This window comes from Nicoliella lavandulae (assembly GCF_037546185.1).
Taxonomy (GTDB): Bacteria; Bacillota; Bacilli; order Lactobacillales; family Lactobacillaceae; genus Nicoliella; species Nicoliella lavandulae.
This window is the reverse complement of record NZ_JAWMWH010000001.1, coordinates 884,603-899,019: the sequence shown is the minus strand read 5'-3', so window position 1 is coordinate 899,019 and position 14,417 is coordinate 884,603. Positions and strand designations below refer to the sequence as shown.

Here is a 14,417-nt window from a genome sequence, read left to right as displayed (position 1 = left end):
TTTGGGCTTAATTATTCGGTCTTAGTCTTATCTTCAGTTTTGTTTAAGTGTTCCAATAGCGCACCAGCACCCTGTGCAACATTGTCCAATGGCTTTTCAGAAATTAAAACAGGGACCGTAAGTTCACTTGAAATTCTTTGGTCAATTCCCCGTAATAATGCACCACCACCAGTAAGCATTACTCCACGATCTACGATATCTGAAGCTAATTCTGGTGGAATTACTTCTAAGACATCCTTAGCACCAGAAACAATGGTGCTAACCGCATCTGCTAATGCATCACAAATTTCATTACTATTAATCGTAATGGAACGTGGCATTCCACTTAAAGCATCCCGACCACGAACTTCTTTAGTCCGTACTTCTGATTCAGGATCTTTCACTGCCGTTCCAATTTCAATCTTGATCCGTTCAGCAGTATGATCACCAATAATTAGACCATGCTTATCCTTAATGTAGTTAACAATCATATTATTCATCTTGTCACCAGCAACTCGAATTGAATTACTTGCTACAATATCACCTAATGAAATTACGGCGATATCACTGGTTCCACCACCCATGTCAATAACCATGTTTCCACGGGGTTGGAAAATATCCATTCCAGCACCAATTGCAGCAACCTTAGGTTCTTCTTCAAGATAAACCTTACCACCGCCGGACTTTTCAGCAGCTTGAATAATTGCCTTACGTTCAATGTTAGTAATGTTAGTTGGTGCACAAATCATAATCTTAGGCTTGGACATAAAGCCCTTAACGTTCAACTTATTAATAAAATATGAAAGCATTTTTTCAGTGACATCAAAATCAGAAATAACTCCATCTTTCAATGGTCTGATGGCCCGAATATTGCTAGGTGTCCGTCCCACCATCCGATAAGCTTCACTACCTACTGATAATACTTTTTCTGTTTTTACATCCACAGCCACAACTGAGGGTTCGTTTAAAACAATTCCTTTACCTGCTACGTAGATTAATACGTTGGCAGTACCTAAATCAATGCCGATGTCTTTTGCCATCTTGCAATTTCCTCCTGAAAAAAAACTATTAATACAACTAATTAATTATAGCATAATTTATATATCTTGACATATAAAGAAAGGAGTTCGAATGAACTCCTTTCTAATCAATTATACTTATTTAGGTTGCTTAGACCCTTGTGGTAATACGATCTTACCGTCTTCACTAACGTTAATCCGCTTGATTTGAGCACCAAGGGCAGCTAACTTCTTATGGAAATCATAATAACCACGGTCTAAATATTGGAGATTCCCAACCGTTGTAATTCCCTTCGCAACTAGTCCTGCGATCACCAATGCAGCGCCGGCTCTTAAATCAGTTGCAGCCACTTCAGCCCCATTAAAGTCAGTGGGGCCTTCCATTACTACTGTCCGCCCATTAATAGTAAAGTGGGCATTCATCCGGCGTAATTCATCCAAGTGCATGAACCGATTTTCAAACACAGTTTCAGTCATCGTACTCGTCCCATGGGCTAGTAACTGTAATACAGTCATTTGAGGCTGCATATCAGTTGGAAAGCCTGGATAAGGCAACGTTTTAACATCAGTTGGTTTTAAATAATCAGTCCCGATCACTTCAATGCCATTATCGTGTTCGATAACCTTAACGCCCATTTCGCGCATTTTAGCAATCAATGGTTTATTGTGTTCTGCAATCGCATCCTTAATCAATAAGTCACCATTAGTGGCTGCTGCAGCTACCATGAAGGTACCAGCTTCAATCCGGTCTTGAACAACTGTATGTTGAGTTCCGTGAAGGGATTCAACTCCAGTAATCTTAATGGTTTCAGTGCCAGCACCACTTACCTTAGCTCCCATTAAGTTCAATAGGACCGCTAAATCAACGATTTCTGGTTCGCGTGCCACATTATGAATGACCGTCTTACCCTTGGCTAATGTAGCTGCCATCATGATATTTTGCGTTGCCCCTACACTAGGAAAGTCTAGATAGATACTATCACCCACTAGGCCATCTTCAGCAAACGCTTCAACATATCCATCATGTTGTTCAATCCGGGCACCTAATTTTTCAAATCCCTTTAAATGGAGATCAATTGGCCGTGAACCAATGGCACAACCACCAGGCATCGCAATTTTAGCATGCCCTAATCGAGCCAATAATGGCCCCATTACCACAATTGATGCCCGCATCTTAGAAACGTATTCAAACGGTGCTTCTGAGGAAATATCCTTAGTCGCGTCTAAAGTGATTTGATTTTTACTTTTATTAAAGTTAATTTTAATGTTTAAGAAACGAAGTACTTCGTTCATAGTATAAACGTCCGAAAGTAATGGAACGTTATCTAGGGTTACTTCATCTTTGCTAGCTAAAATCGAAGCAGCTAATAGAGGTAAAACTGCGTTTTTCGCGCCCTCAATATGTACTTCGCCAACTAACCGATTGCCACCCTGTACAACAATCTTATCCAAAACAACAAACCTCCTATAGTGATTTAGATAGGGAAGACAGGTTAATAATTGCATTAATGATGTCAATAAAAAATGAGCTACAGATAAACCCAAATACTACTGATAACATTACAATCATTACCTTTGCTTGCGGTTCATGCATTCGAATGTACCGCTCAATGTGGAGATCTTGAATCCACCAAAAAGCAACTGAGATAAAAAACAAATGACTAATAATGGTCATTAGTGAAACAATCCAACTTGAATGCATCATTTAACCTTCCTTATTACATAACTATATCACAAATTTTACTAAAATTCCTTCATATTCGATAATTGTAACATAGCAAAAAAAGAGACTGCAAAAGTTATAACTTTTACAATCTCTTTTAATAAGTTTATTAATGACGAGCAACGTGAATCCGGTTAACGGCACGTTGTAAAGCAATTTGGCCACGAGTAATTTCGTCACTATCATGCTTTTGTTGTGCTTCTTGGATCTTTTGTTGAGCTCGCTCACGTGCACGTTCAGCACGTTCAACATCAATATCGCCGCGCTTTTCAGCACTATCGGCAATAATGGTTAAAACGTTATTGGAGAATTCAACAAAACCACCATTAACGGCAATTTCATCTTCTTTACCATTATCGTATTTAACTCTAGCTTCATCAACTTCTAATGAAGCGATAACTGGAAGGTGATCATGCATAATCCCAAGTTCACCAGTTTTAGTTTTAACAATTACTAGTTGGGCTTGGTCATTTTGATAAACCATTCCGTCAGGAGTAACGATACTAACGGTTAATACTGAATTATCAGCCAATTAGAACCCTCCTTAGTTGTTAGCGTTTGCCTTCATCTTTTTAGCGTTTTCTTCAACGTCTTCGATTGGACCACAGTTTCTGAAGGCATCTTCTGGGACGTCATCATACTTACCATCTAAGATAGCCTTGAAACTATCAACGGTCTTTTCAACTGGGACATATTTACCAGGTAAACCAGTAAATTGTTCAGCAACACTAAAGCTTTGTGATAAGAAGAATTGAATCCGACGAGCACGGTTAACGATCGTCTTTTCTTCATCTGACAATTCATCCATCCCTAAAATAGAGATAATGTCTTGTAGTTCACGATATCTTTGAAGTACTTGTTGAACTTCATTAGCAACTTCATAATGCTTTTGACCAATAATAGCAGGGTCTAAGGCAGTTGAAGTTGATGCCAATGGATCAACGGCTGGGTAAATCCCTTGTTGAGTTAATGAACGTGTCAAGTTGGTCGTTGCATCCAAGTGAGCGAAAGTAGTTGCTGGAGCAGGGTCGGTATAATCATCGGCAGGAACATAAACAGCTTGGATGGATGTAATGGCACCCTTCTTAGTTGATGTGATCCGTTCTTGTAATTGACCCATTTCAGTAGCTAACGTTGGTTGGTAACCAACGGCTGATGGAATCCGACCTAACAAGGCTGAAACTTCCATTCCGGCTTGAGTAAATCTGAAGATGTTATCGATGAACAATAGCACATCAGTACCCTTAGCATCACGGAAGTATTCAGCAATGGTCAAACCAGTCAAGGCAACACGCATCCGTGCACCAGGTGGCTCGTTCATTTGTCCATACACCATGGCAGTTTGCTTAAGAACACCGGAACCCTTCATTTCGAAGTACATATCATTTCCTTCACGAGTCCGTTCACCAACACCGGTAAACACGGAAATTCCGTTGTGTCCTTGAGCAATATTATGGATTAATTCTTGAATTAAAACAGTCTTACCAACACCGGCACCACCGAATAGTCCGACCTTACCACCACGAATGTATGGTGCTAATAAGTCGATAACCTTAATTCCGGTTTCAAGCACTTCAGTTGAAGTACTTAATTCGTCGTATGCTGGGGCGTTTCTATGAATTGGCCAGCGTTCAGCGTCTGGTCCGAATTCAGGGCCGTTATCGATTGGATCACCGAGAACGTTAAATACCCGTCCTAAGGTATCGTCACCAACTGGAACTGAAATAGGTGCTTCAGTATTTTCAACATCCATTCCACGACGTAAACCATCGGTTCCGTCCATGGCAATGGTCCGAACAATACCGTTACCTAATTCCAACATAACTTCGGTAACTAAATCCTTAGTATCATCGCCTCTCTTAACTTTAAGAGCGGTATTGATATCAGGTAATTTAACATCCGCAGGGAATTCAACGTCAATAACTGGTCCGATTACTTGGATAATTTTTCCAGTACTCATTATTCGTTAATTCCTCCCATATTAATGCTTCAAGGCTTCTTGACCACCAGTAATTTCAGTAATTTCGGTGGTAATCGCAGCCTGACGAGCTCGATTATATTGTAATTGCAATTTACCAATTAAATCTTCTGCATTATCAGAAGCAGCACTCATGGCAGATGAACTACATGCATGTTCAGAAGTTTTAGCATCTAGGATTGCCCCGAATACTAACCCTTCAGTGTATTGAGGAATAACAACCTTCAATACGGAACCTTCATCTGGTTCAACGTCATAAGTAGGTCCGATTTCGGATGCTTGCACATCGCCACTCTTCCCTGTATTAATTGTATCATTGTCTAATGGCAACATCTTTTCAGCCCGAAAGTTTGAAGTCACCCGGTTAACGAAGTGACTGTAACAAACATATAATTCGCTAAATACGCCATCATTGTACATTGATGTTACTGTATCAACGATTTCCTTAACTTCTCTAAAAGTAGGAATATCGGAAACACCACGATATTCATAAGCAACGTTTGCGCCACGCTTCTTATAAAAGTCAGCACCGTTTCCACCAACCGTTAATAATAGGTAATCATCAGAATTTGGCGTGTGCTTTTGAATAAATTCATTCGCACCACGAATAACATTACTATTATAACTTCCAACCATTCCACGATCAGACGTAATAACTAAATAGGCTGTCTTTCCTTTTTGGTCAGACTTACTTGAGGAATTAAAGTTATCTAATAAATGAGTCTTAGCTAAATGCAATACAACTGCTTTAACCCGTGAAACGTATTGATCATAGTTGACGGAGTGTTTTTGAATTTGGTTTAACTTAGCAGTTTGAACCATTTCCATCGCAGTTGTAATTTGATGTGTTTTCTTAGTCGATTGAATTCGATGTTTTACATCATTTAAAGCCATTTTCTCACCATCCCTTCAAGCTAGTTAGTTTGTGCGTCTTTTTGTGATTGACTTGGTTGGAAATTTGAAGCAAATTCCTTAACTGCATTAGCCATATCATCTTCGTCTGGTAAGTTACCAGTCTTAACGATACTGTCTAATAAGTCTTGGTGGTTGGACTTGAAGAAGTCGATTACTTCATCTTGGTAACGTTGAATATCTTCAAGTTCAATTGAATCTAAGAATCCACGAGTTAAACAGAAAAGTACAAGGACTTGTTGTTCAACGGGTAGTGGATCATGAAGTGGTTGCTTAAGAACTTCAACGGTTCTAGCCCCACGATTCAACTTAGCTTGGGTTGCTTCATCAAGATCAGAACCAAATTGAGCAAATGATTCCAATTCACGATATGAGGCAAGATCCAAACGAAGGGTCCCACCAACCTTCTTCATCGCTTTGATTTGAGCATCCCCACCAACCCGAGAAACAGAAGTTCCGGCATCGATGGCTGGACGAATTCCAGAGTAGAATGAATCAGCGTTTAAGAAGATTTGACCATCAGTAATGGAAATAACGTTAGTTGGGATATATGCAGAAACATCCCCGGCTTGGGTTTCAACGATTGGTAAACCAGTAATTGAACCGCCACCTAACTTGTCGCTCAACTTAGCACAACGTTCTAGTAAACGTGAGTGGGTGTAGAAGATATCACCAGGATAAGCTTCACGACCTGGAGGACGACGTAAAATAAGTGATAATTCACGGTAAGCGTTAGCTTGTTTTGTAAGATCATCGTAGACAATCAAAACATGCTTACCCTTATTCATAAAGTATTCACCCATTGCAGTCCCAGCATAAGGAGCAATGTAAAGTAATGGAGCTGGTTCAGAAGGACCAGCAGAAACAACGATGGTGTAGTCCATTGCACCAAACTTTTCAAGCGTATTAACTTGACTACGTACAGTTGAATCCTTTTGACCAATTGCAACGTAAATACAAATCATATCTTGATCTTTTTGGTTCAAGATGGTATCGATTGCGATTGAAGTCTTACCAGTCTTACGGTCACCAATGATTAATTCACGTTGACCCCGACCAATTGGAACTAATGAATCAATCGCCTTGATTCCAGTTTGTAATGGTTCATCGACACTCTTCCGATCCATGATTCCAGGGGCTTTACGTTCAATTGGTAAGGTTCCATCATTCTTGATGTCACCCTTACCATCGATTGGTTGACCTAGTGAGTTAACAACTCGTCCAACCAAATTTTCACCAACTGGAACTTCCATGATTCGGCCAGTACGCTTAACAGCATCGCCTTCACGAATGCCATCGAAATCTCCTAAAACAACGATACCAACATCATTGCTTTCGAGGTTTTGAACCATTCCGTATACGCCATCTGAGAATTCAAGCAATTCACCAGATAAAGCATTGTTTAGACCGTGAGCACGAGCAATCCCGTCACCAACGTAGGTAACAACACCAGTTTCTTCAACTGATAGCTCGTCTTTGTATCCGGCTAATTGTTGCTTGATTAAAGCACTGATTTCCTCAGCCTTAATGCTCATAAAAGTTTTCACCTCTTCGATTAGATATCGTTACTTTAATAAGAGTTGTTTTACACGGTTAAGCTTGGACTTAACGCTCCCATCAAAGATAACATCAGATGATTTAATTACTAAACCACCAATAATACTTGCATCGACCTTGCTATTCAAAACAACCTTCTTAGCTCCGGTCCGAGCTGCGAAAGCGGCCTTCAATTTAGATTGTTGATCAGCATCAAGTGGCACTGCACTGATTAAATCAGCGTGGACAATGTTGTTGTATTCATCATAAATGTCAACGAAGGCATCGATAATGCTTACCATTTTATCCATATTGTCACTACCAGCTAATACTTTAATCAAATTTTGAATGTATTTTGAACTAGCATTGTCAATCATTGATTTAATTAACTGTTCCTTGTTAGTTTCTGAAAAACTAACATCACTTAGAACAGATGACAAACTTGGGTTATCTTCAAACACAGCCTTAATTGACTGTAGGTCTTCATAACCAGAATCTAACTCATTGTCAGACTTTAATAAATCAAATAACGCTTTCGCGTAACGTTTTGAAAATGTAACTTTATCTAGACTCATTTTGCTTCCCCAACCCTTCGATGTAAGAATCAATTAGCGCCTTCTGGTCGTTCGCGTTTAATTCTTTTTGAATGATTTTAGAAGCGATTTCAATAGATAAATCTGCCACATCATTTTTGGTATTTGCTAATACTTCTTGACGTTCTTGTTCAATACTCTTTTGAGCATTGGCCTTGATGGTTTGAGCATCATTTTGAGCGTCAGACACAATTTGTTCTTGTTGCTTTTGACCTGATTGCTTGGCGTTGTTAATGATTGAACTTGCTTCATCATGTGACTTAGCAAGTGCATCTTGACGTTGCTTTGCTAAAGCATCAGCTTCCTGGTGCTTTTTATTAGCTGCATCAATATCACTAACGATTTGATTCGTCCGGTCATTCAACATTTTGTTGATGGGCTTCCAAGCAAAAACCTTGATTAACCATACTAGTACTAAGAATAAAACTAAGTAGTAAAGCATTGTTCCATAGGCTAGGTCAGCCCCTAATACCAACTGTGAAAGCATCTATTGACACCTCCTTACGTCAATGTAATGTTGTAATTTTAAATTACTTGTTCATAAGAATGAAACCAACAACGACAGCTAAGATAGGCATAGCTTCAACTAAACCAACACCGATAAACATGTTAGTAAATAACTTACCTTGCATTTCTGGTTGACGAACCATTCCTTCTAGTAACTTAGAAGCAACGATACCATCACCGATACCACCACCGATGGCAGCACCTGCTAAAGCAATACCAGCTCCGATTAATCCCATGACTATAGTCCTCCTTATTTATTGACAATTTAAAATATATTATTCAGCAGATATTTTTCCATTAATATATACTGAAGTTAAGGTTACAAATACGTAGGCTTGGATCGCACCTAAGAATATTGAAAATGCTTGCCAAATTAACTCAATTGGAGCTAATCCAATGATCGTGACAATCCCGTGAGAGAATGCCAGACCACCGACAAGTTTCAATAGGATTTCACCAGCATAAATAACCCCGAATAAACGAAGTCCTAGGGTTAGGAAATTCGAAAATTCTTCAAACAATGCGAGTGGGAACCAGAACACAAATGGTTCTAGGTACGTATTCTTAAAATAGTTCCCAAACCCTAATTTCTTAACACCCGCGTAGTGAGATAATGCAATCGTAAATAGCGCAAGCGTCATTGTAAAGATTGGGTCCGCTGTCGGACTCTTCACATAGGTAACACCGTTGATATCCACTTGAAGCATTAAACCTAATTGGTTTGATACAAAAATCAAGACAAATAATACAAATCCATATAGTTTAAAGCTAGCAGCATCACTGTCGCTCATGGACCCCTTCGTTGTAGTATTCGAGAAGTTGATTAGGGCTTCTAATACCGCTTGTCGTTTACTACTTGGGCGAACCTGTAAATTTCGTGATAACCAAATCACAAGTACTAGTACAATTGCAGCAGCAACTGTTGCTGCAACCATACTTCCAATGTTAAATGTTAATCCACCAAGGCGGAAAGTTGAAAGTTGCTCATTCAAGAATTTCACCTCTTTTCATGTAACCTATCCAACCATAATACACCCATTACAAAATAAATGTAATAAATATACAAGATTATTTATTAAAAAGTGAATTTGTATTTAGTCTTACTTAAATACACTCAAAATATTACCACTGTTTTACATATATTTCAAAGCAAAAAGATAGTTTAAGCTAATTGTGTTCACCAATGATAAGAAACACAACGCTACAAAAAAATTGCTATCGAAATAGATAGCAATCTTTTATTATTTGGTGCCGAATAACCGGTCTCCAGCATCACCTAGTCCAGGGAAAATGTATCCGTTTTCTAAGTGATCGTCCAAAGCAGCGGCAATGATATCGACATCTGGATGGGCATCCTGTAAAGCTTTAACCCCTTCTGGAGCCGCAACTAAACAAACAAATTTAATATTTTCAGGAAGTGCACCACGCCGTTTAAGCGCATCAATGGCCATGATGGCAGAACCACCAGTTGCAAGCATTGGATCAACAACAAAAATTTGACGTTGATCAATATCAGAAGGTAATTTAACGAAGTATTCATGTGGTTCGAATGTTCCTTCGTCTCTAAACATCCCAATATGGCCTACCTTAGCAGCTGGAATCAAATCAAGCATTCCATCGACCATTCCAATTCCGGCCCGTAAAATCGGCACTACGGCTAGTTTCTTTCCAGCCAATTGTTTGGCAGTGGTCTTGCCCATTGGCGTTTCAATTTCAACATCTTCCATTGGTAAGTTCCGTGAAGCTTCAAAAGCTAATAGCCGTGCAATTTCGTTGGTTACTTCACGAAATTCACGTGTTCCACAGTTCTTATCCCGAATAATGGTTAATTTATGTTGAATTAACGGATGATTCATAACTTCCAGTTTACCCATGTTAATCTCCTTTAGCTTACCATTCGATTGGGTGAGCGTCAGTCAATCCTTGAACTCCGGCACGGACTTCCTTCATTACTTCATCATCACCATGGCCGTTAATTACGTCCATGATTAACTTAGCTACTAAAGTAGCATCTTCTTCTTTAAAACCACGAGTAGTAATGGCTGGAGTCCCAATCCGGATTCCACTAGTTTCTGTTGGCTTGCGCTTATCATTTGGTAGCATTTCTTTATTAGTAGTAATCATTACTGATTCTAACATTTCTTGAAGTTCACGACCAGAGATATCAGTGTTACTTAAGTCTAAGTTTAATAAGTGGTTATCAGTTCCGCCAGAAACAACGCTTACGTTATCAGAATCGTTAAATACCTTAGCCATTGCCTTAGCATTTTTAACAATTTGTTCACAGTAAGTCTTGTATTCAGGTTGTAAGTCTTCTCTAAAGGTTTCAGCCTTAGCAGCGATCACGTGTTCTAAAGGTCCACCTTGCGTACCAGGGAAGACGGCACTATTGATCTTCTTAGCGTACTTTTCTTGAGATAAAATCAATCCACCACGAGGGCCACGAAGGGTCTTGTGAGTAGTAGTAGTAACAACATCAGCGATGCCAACTGGACTTGGGTGTAAACCAGTAGCAACTAATCCTGCGATGTGAGCCATATCAACCATTAAGTAAGCGCCAACTTCATCAGCAATGGCTCTAAACTTAGTCCAGTCAATAATCCGACTGTATGCAGAAGCTCCGGCAACAATCATCTTAGGTTTAACTTCCTTAGCAGCTGCTAGGATTGCATCGTAATCTAATTCTTCACTGTTAGGATCAAGACCATATGAGAAAGTATCATAAATCTTACCAGAGAAATTGAACTTAGCACCGTGACTTAAATGACCACCAGCATTTAGGTCCATCCCTAAAATCCGGTCACCTGGCTTTAAGAATGCGGCATAAGCAGCTTGGTTAGCTTGTGATCCTGAATGTGGTTGAACGTTAGCAAATTCAGCACCAAATAGTTTCTTAGCCCGGTCAATGGCAAGTTGTTCTACGACATCGATGAATTCACAACCACCATAGTAACGTTTGCCTGGAAGACCTTCAGCGTACTTATTAGTTAAGACGGAGCCTTGAGCTGCCATCACTGCATCTGATGTGATGTTTTCGGATGCAATTAATTCGATATTGTCTTGTTGACGTTGCTTTTCGTTGTCAATTGCTCCCCATAGTTCTGGATCTGCTGCGCGATAATCATATTTAATCATTACTAAAACCCCTCATGTTTTTTATTCCAAAAATGACGCCAATATTCATAACCAGTTATTTTTTAATCTCAAAATGCATTTGGCCAGCTGATTTATTCAACCGGTTCATGTATGCTTCACCTAATCCACTTGCACTAAATCCTTCAGTTAAAATCGCCTTTACATCTGGTTCATCATCAAAGTGGCGGAGCCCTTTGAATAGTAAATGACTCGCCGATGCTACATCTGCTCCCAAACTAAATGGTTCGGCGTTTGCTGGCCAATCGATGTGATTTAAAATCGCATCGGTCGTCATAATGCCCACCTTGTTTGGTTGAGCCGCAACCCATTGACTAGCTTGTTGCCAGTCAGCATCATGGTCAACAATATAAACCTGAGCACTTGGTGCATAATGTTTATATTTCATTCCAGGTGCCTTAGGTGCTTCATTGCCGGAAACGCTGTGTTTACCATCATCGACGGTACCAATAACTGCACGAATTTGTTCTGCAGTCACGCCACCAGGCCGTAAAATCGCTGGCGTATCAGTCGACATGTCTAACACTGTCGACTCAACCCCAATTTCAGTCGGACCATCGTCCAATATTCCCGCAATTTTACCCTTTAGATCATGGTAAACATGTTCAGCAGTCGTTGGACTAGGCTTACCTGAAGTATTTGCAGACGGACCAACTAGTGGGACGCCAGCCGTTTTAATCAAGTCGATCATCACTTGATTCTTCGGATTCCGAAATGCAGCTGTATCCAGTCCCCCAGTTACCGCCTTTGAAAGTGCATTTGGCTTTAATTTAAAGATTATTGTTAAAGGCCCAGGCCAAAACGTTTTAATCAATTTTTTGGCATCTTCAGATAGTGGTTCGGCATATTTTTCAACCGCCTCAATTCCTGAAACATGCACAATCAATGGATTATCACTTGGCCGTCCCTTTGCCGCATAAACTTTTTTGACCGCAGCTTCATTCGTCGCATCCGCTCCCAATCCGTAGACCGTTTCGGTAGGGAAAGCAACTAAATCACCACGTTTGATATCTTCAGCCGCAAGCTTAACATCACTTGGCTGATAAATGTGAGTTTCCAACCTTTGATTCCTCCTTAATATTTGACCCTAATCATTCTGGAATTACCATTAAAATCCTTTCTGGTTTCAATTTTAGCACCTGGAACTGCTCGTTTGAAAATATCAACAACGGCAGTTTCTTGATGAAAACCGATTTCCAAGAAAATATCACCATGCGGCTTGGCAACGGATTGAAAATGATCAGCAATCTTTTGATAAAGCGCAAGACCATTATCCTCAGCAAATAATGCTAAGTGTGGTTCGTACTTAATAACGCTCTCATCCATATATTTTACCTCATTTTCCGAAATATATGGGGGATTACTGACAATTAAATCGTATTTTTTATCAAAAATTAAGGAAAAGAGGTCACTTTCAATCCATTTTATCGGTAAATTCCGAACATTAGCATTTTTAGCTGCCACTTTTAATGCATTTACCGAAATATCCGAGCCAGTTACCTGCCAATCAGGGCGGTTCATTTGTAGCGCAATGGCAATCGCTCCACTACCAGTGCCAACGTCTAATACATTTAATGGCCGTTCATCATGCGTTTGTAAAATCCAGTCCACTAATTCCTCCGTTTCCGGACGTGGAATCAAAACATCTGAATTTACTGCCAATGTTTCACCATAAAAATCAGCTTTACCCAGGATATATTGAGGGGGGTGACCATTGACATATTGGTCAATATCCTTTTGAAACTGTTGTAACTGTGCCGGCGTCATTTGATCACGATAATGAAGTAATAGGTCTGTATCAGACCAATCCAGCCGCTTGGTTAATAGGTAATGGGCCACTTCTGGTTCTAATTGATGTTCTTGAATAAATAAAGAAGCCCATCGTTGGGCTTCAAAAAAGGTCATTGAACTAGCCATTATTTAATTGCTCCAACTTATGTGCTTGGTCAGAAATAATTAAGGCATCGATGATTTCTTCTAAATCACCATTCATGATTTTATCCAATTTATTTAACGTTAAACCAATTCGGTGATCAGTTACCCGGTTTTGGGGGTAGTTGTAAGTTCTGATTCGTTCAGAACGATCACCGGTTCCAACTGCATTTTTACGTTGTTCGTCATATGCAGCCGTTTCTTTTTGTTGGTAATAATCGTAAACCCGTGCCCGCAAGATTTGCATTGCTTTGGCCCGGTTTTGTTGTTGGGAACGTTGATCTTGCATCGTTACCACGATTCCAGTTGGCAAGTGAGTCATCCGAACCGCCGATGACGTCTTATTAATATGTTGACCACCGGCACCAGAAGACCGATAAACATCGGTTCTAATATCCTTTGGATCGATATCAATATCCACATCTTCAGCTTCAGGCATTACCCCAACGGTTGCAGTGGAGGTATGAATCCGCCCAGCAGATTCAGTAGACGGAATCCGTTGTACCCGGTGGGCCCCGTTTTCATACTTCAACTTAGAATAAACCTTACTTCCAGTAATCATTAGGGTAATTTCCTTAAAGCCGCCCACTTCAGTTTCATTTTTATCAATGACTTCAATCTTCCAACCTTGCTTTTCAGCATACTTGGAATACATCCCGAACAAGTCGGCTGCAAATAAGCTTCCTTCGTCCCCACCAGCAGCACCGTGAATTTCCATAATGATATTTTTATCATCATTTGGATCCTTTGGTAACAACATGATCTTAATCTCTTCTTCGATTTCTTCATCTTGTTGGGTTAAATCAGCTAATTCATCCTTAACCATTGCGGTCATGTCGTCATCCATTTTTTCATCTAACATGGCCTTATCTTCTTCGATGGCGTCGGTAATTTTTTTGTACTTATTATAAGCCTCAACTAAATCACGTAAACTACCCTCTTCTTTTGATAGTTTCATGAATCGAGGGGTATCAGCAATCACTTCTGGATCACTGATTAATTCATTCAATTCATCATAACGGTCGACAGCCGCTTGTAGCTTATCAAAAATCTTCTCAAAATCAGTACTCATTAGAGCATTCCTC

General features: G+C 39.8%; 16 protein-coding genes. All 16 read right to left on the bottom strand.

Going from position 1 to position 14,417, the window contains the following annotated elements; all coding sequences use genetic code 11:
• Positions 1 to 11 precede the first annotated feature (11 nt).
• Complete coding sequence (locus tag R4146_RS04180) at positions 12 to 1,019, bottom strand: rod shape-determining protein (RefSeq protein WP_339960178.1); 1,008 nt, start codon at positions 1,017 to 1,019, stop codon at positions 12 to 14.
• Between the two features lie 117 nt (positions 1,020 to 1,136).
• On the bottom strand, positions 1,137 to 2,450 hold the full coding sequence (gene murA / locus R4146_RS04175) for a UDP-N-acetylglucosamine 1-carboxyvinyltransferase (RefSeq protein WP_339960176.1): 1,314 nt from the start codon (positions 2,448 to 2,450) through the stop codon (positions 1,137 to 1,139).
• Positions 2,451 to 2,463: 13 nt separating this feature from the next.
• Positions 2,464 to 2,703 (bottom strand): DUF1146 family protein, encoded by a 240-nt coding sequence (locus R4146_RS04170; RefSeq protein ID WP_339960175.1) that lies wholly within the window; start codon positions 2,701 to 2,703, stop codon positions 2,464 to 2,466.
• Between the two features lie 127 nt (positions 2,704 to 2,830).
• Entirely contained in the window at positions 2,831 to 3,253 is a 423-nt protein-coding gene (locus R4146_RS04165) for a F0F1 ATP synthase subunit epsilon (protein ID WP_339960174.1), read from the bottom strand.
• Between the two features lie 12 nt (positions 3,254 to 3,265).
• Positions 3,266 to 4,681 carry a F0F1 ATP synthase subunit beta gene (gene atpD, locus R4146_RS04160; RefSeq protein WP_339960173.1) on the bottom strand — a complete coding sequence of 472 codons (1,416 nt, stop codon included), beginning with the start codon at positions 4,679 to 4,681 and terminating at the stop codon, positions 3,266 to 3,268.
• 21 nt (positions 4,682 to 4,702) lie between these two features.
• Positions 4,703 to 5,593, bottom strand: a complete 891-nt coding sequence (locus R4146_RS04155) for a F0F1 ATP synthase subunit gamma (protein WP_339960172.1) — start codon at positions 5,591 to 5,593, stop codon at positions 4,703 to 4,705.
• A gap of 20 nt (positions 5,594 to 5,613) precedes the next feature.
• Complete coding sequence (gene atpA, locus R4146_RS04150; RefSeq protein ID WP_339960171.1) at positions 5,614 to 7,146, bottom strand: F0F1 ATP synthase subunit alpha; 1,533 nt, start codon at positions 7,144 to 7,146, stop codon at positions 5,614 to 5,616.
• Between the two features lie 30 nt (positions 7,147 to 7,176).
• Positions 7,177 to 7,722, bottom strand: a complete 546-nt coding sequence (gene atpH, locus R4146_RS04145; RefSeq protein ID WP_339960170.1) for an ATP synthase F1 subunit delta — start codon at positions 7,720 to 7,722, stop codon at positions 7,177 to 7,179.
• Positions 7,709 to 8,227 carry a F0F1 ATP synthase subunit B gene (atpF, locus tag R4146_RS04140; protein WP_339960169.1) on the bottom strand — a complete coding sequence of 173 codons (519 nt, stop codon included), beginning with the start codon at positions 8,225 to 8,227 and terminating at the stop codon, positions 7,709 to 7,711. Before atpF ends, atpH begins: the two co-directional genes overlap by 14 nt.
• A gap of 43 nt (positions 8,228 to 8,270) precedes the next feature.
• Positions 8,271 to 8,483, bottom strand: coding sequence for a F0F1 ATP synthase subunit C (gene atpE / locus R4146_RS04135; protein WP_219282633.1), 213 nt, complete (start codon positions 8,481 to 8,483; stop codon positions 8,271 to 8,273).
• 39 nt (positions 8,484 to 8,522) lie between these two features.
• Positions 8,523 to 9,239 carry a F0F1 ATP synthase subunit A gene (gene atpB / locus R4146_RS04130; RefSeq protein ID WP_339960167.1) on the bottom strand — a complete coding sequence of 239 codons (717 nt, stop codon included), beginning with the start codon at positions 9,237 to 9,239 and terminating at the stop codon, positions 8,523 to 8,525.
• Positions 9,240 to 9,488: 249 nt separating this feature from the next.
• Positions 9,489 to 10,121, bottom strand: coding sequence for a uracil phosphoribosyltransferase (gene upp, locus R4146_RS04125; protein WP_339960166.1), 633 nt, complete (start codon positions 10,119 to 10,121; stop codon positions 9,489 to 9,491).
• 16 nt (positions 10,122 to 10,137) lie between these two features.
• Positions 10,138 to 11,382, bottom strand: a complete 1,245-nt coding sequence (gene glyA / locus R4146_RS04120; RefSeq protein WP_339960165.1) for a serine hydroxymethyltransferase — start codon at positions 11,380 to 11,382, stop codon at positions 10,138 to 10,140.
• Positions 11,383 to 11,437: 55 nt separating this feature from the next.
• The gene (locus R4146_RS04115; protein ID WP_339960164.1) at positions 11,438 to 12,460 is read right to left on the bottom strand and encodes an L-threonylcarbamoyladenylate synthase; all 1,023 of its coding nucleotides are present in this window, start codon (positions 12,458 to 12,460) and stop codon (positions 11,438 to 11,440) included.
• Between the two features lie 14 nt (positions 12,461 to 12,474).
• Positions 12,475 to 13,317 (bottom strand): peptide chain release factor N(5)-glutamine methyltransferase, encoded by an 843-nt coding sequence (gene prmC / locus R4146_RS04110; protein ID WP_339960163.1) that lies wholly within the window; start codon positions 13,315 to 13,317, stop codon positions 12,475 to 12,477.
• Positions 13,310 to 14,404 (bottom strand): peptide chain release factor 1, encoded by a 1,095-nt coding sequence (gene prfA, locus R4146_RS04105; RefSeq protein ID WP_339960162.1) that lies wholly within the window; start codon positions 14,402 to 14,404, stop codon positions 13,310 to 13,312. The genes prmC and prfA overlap by 8 nt, the downstream gene beginning before the upstream one ends.
• Positions 14,405 to 14,417 lie beyond the last annotated feature (13 nt).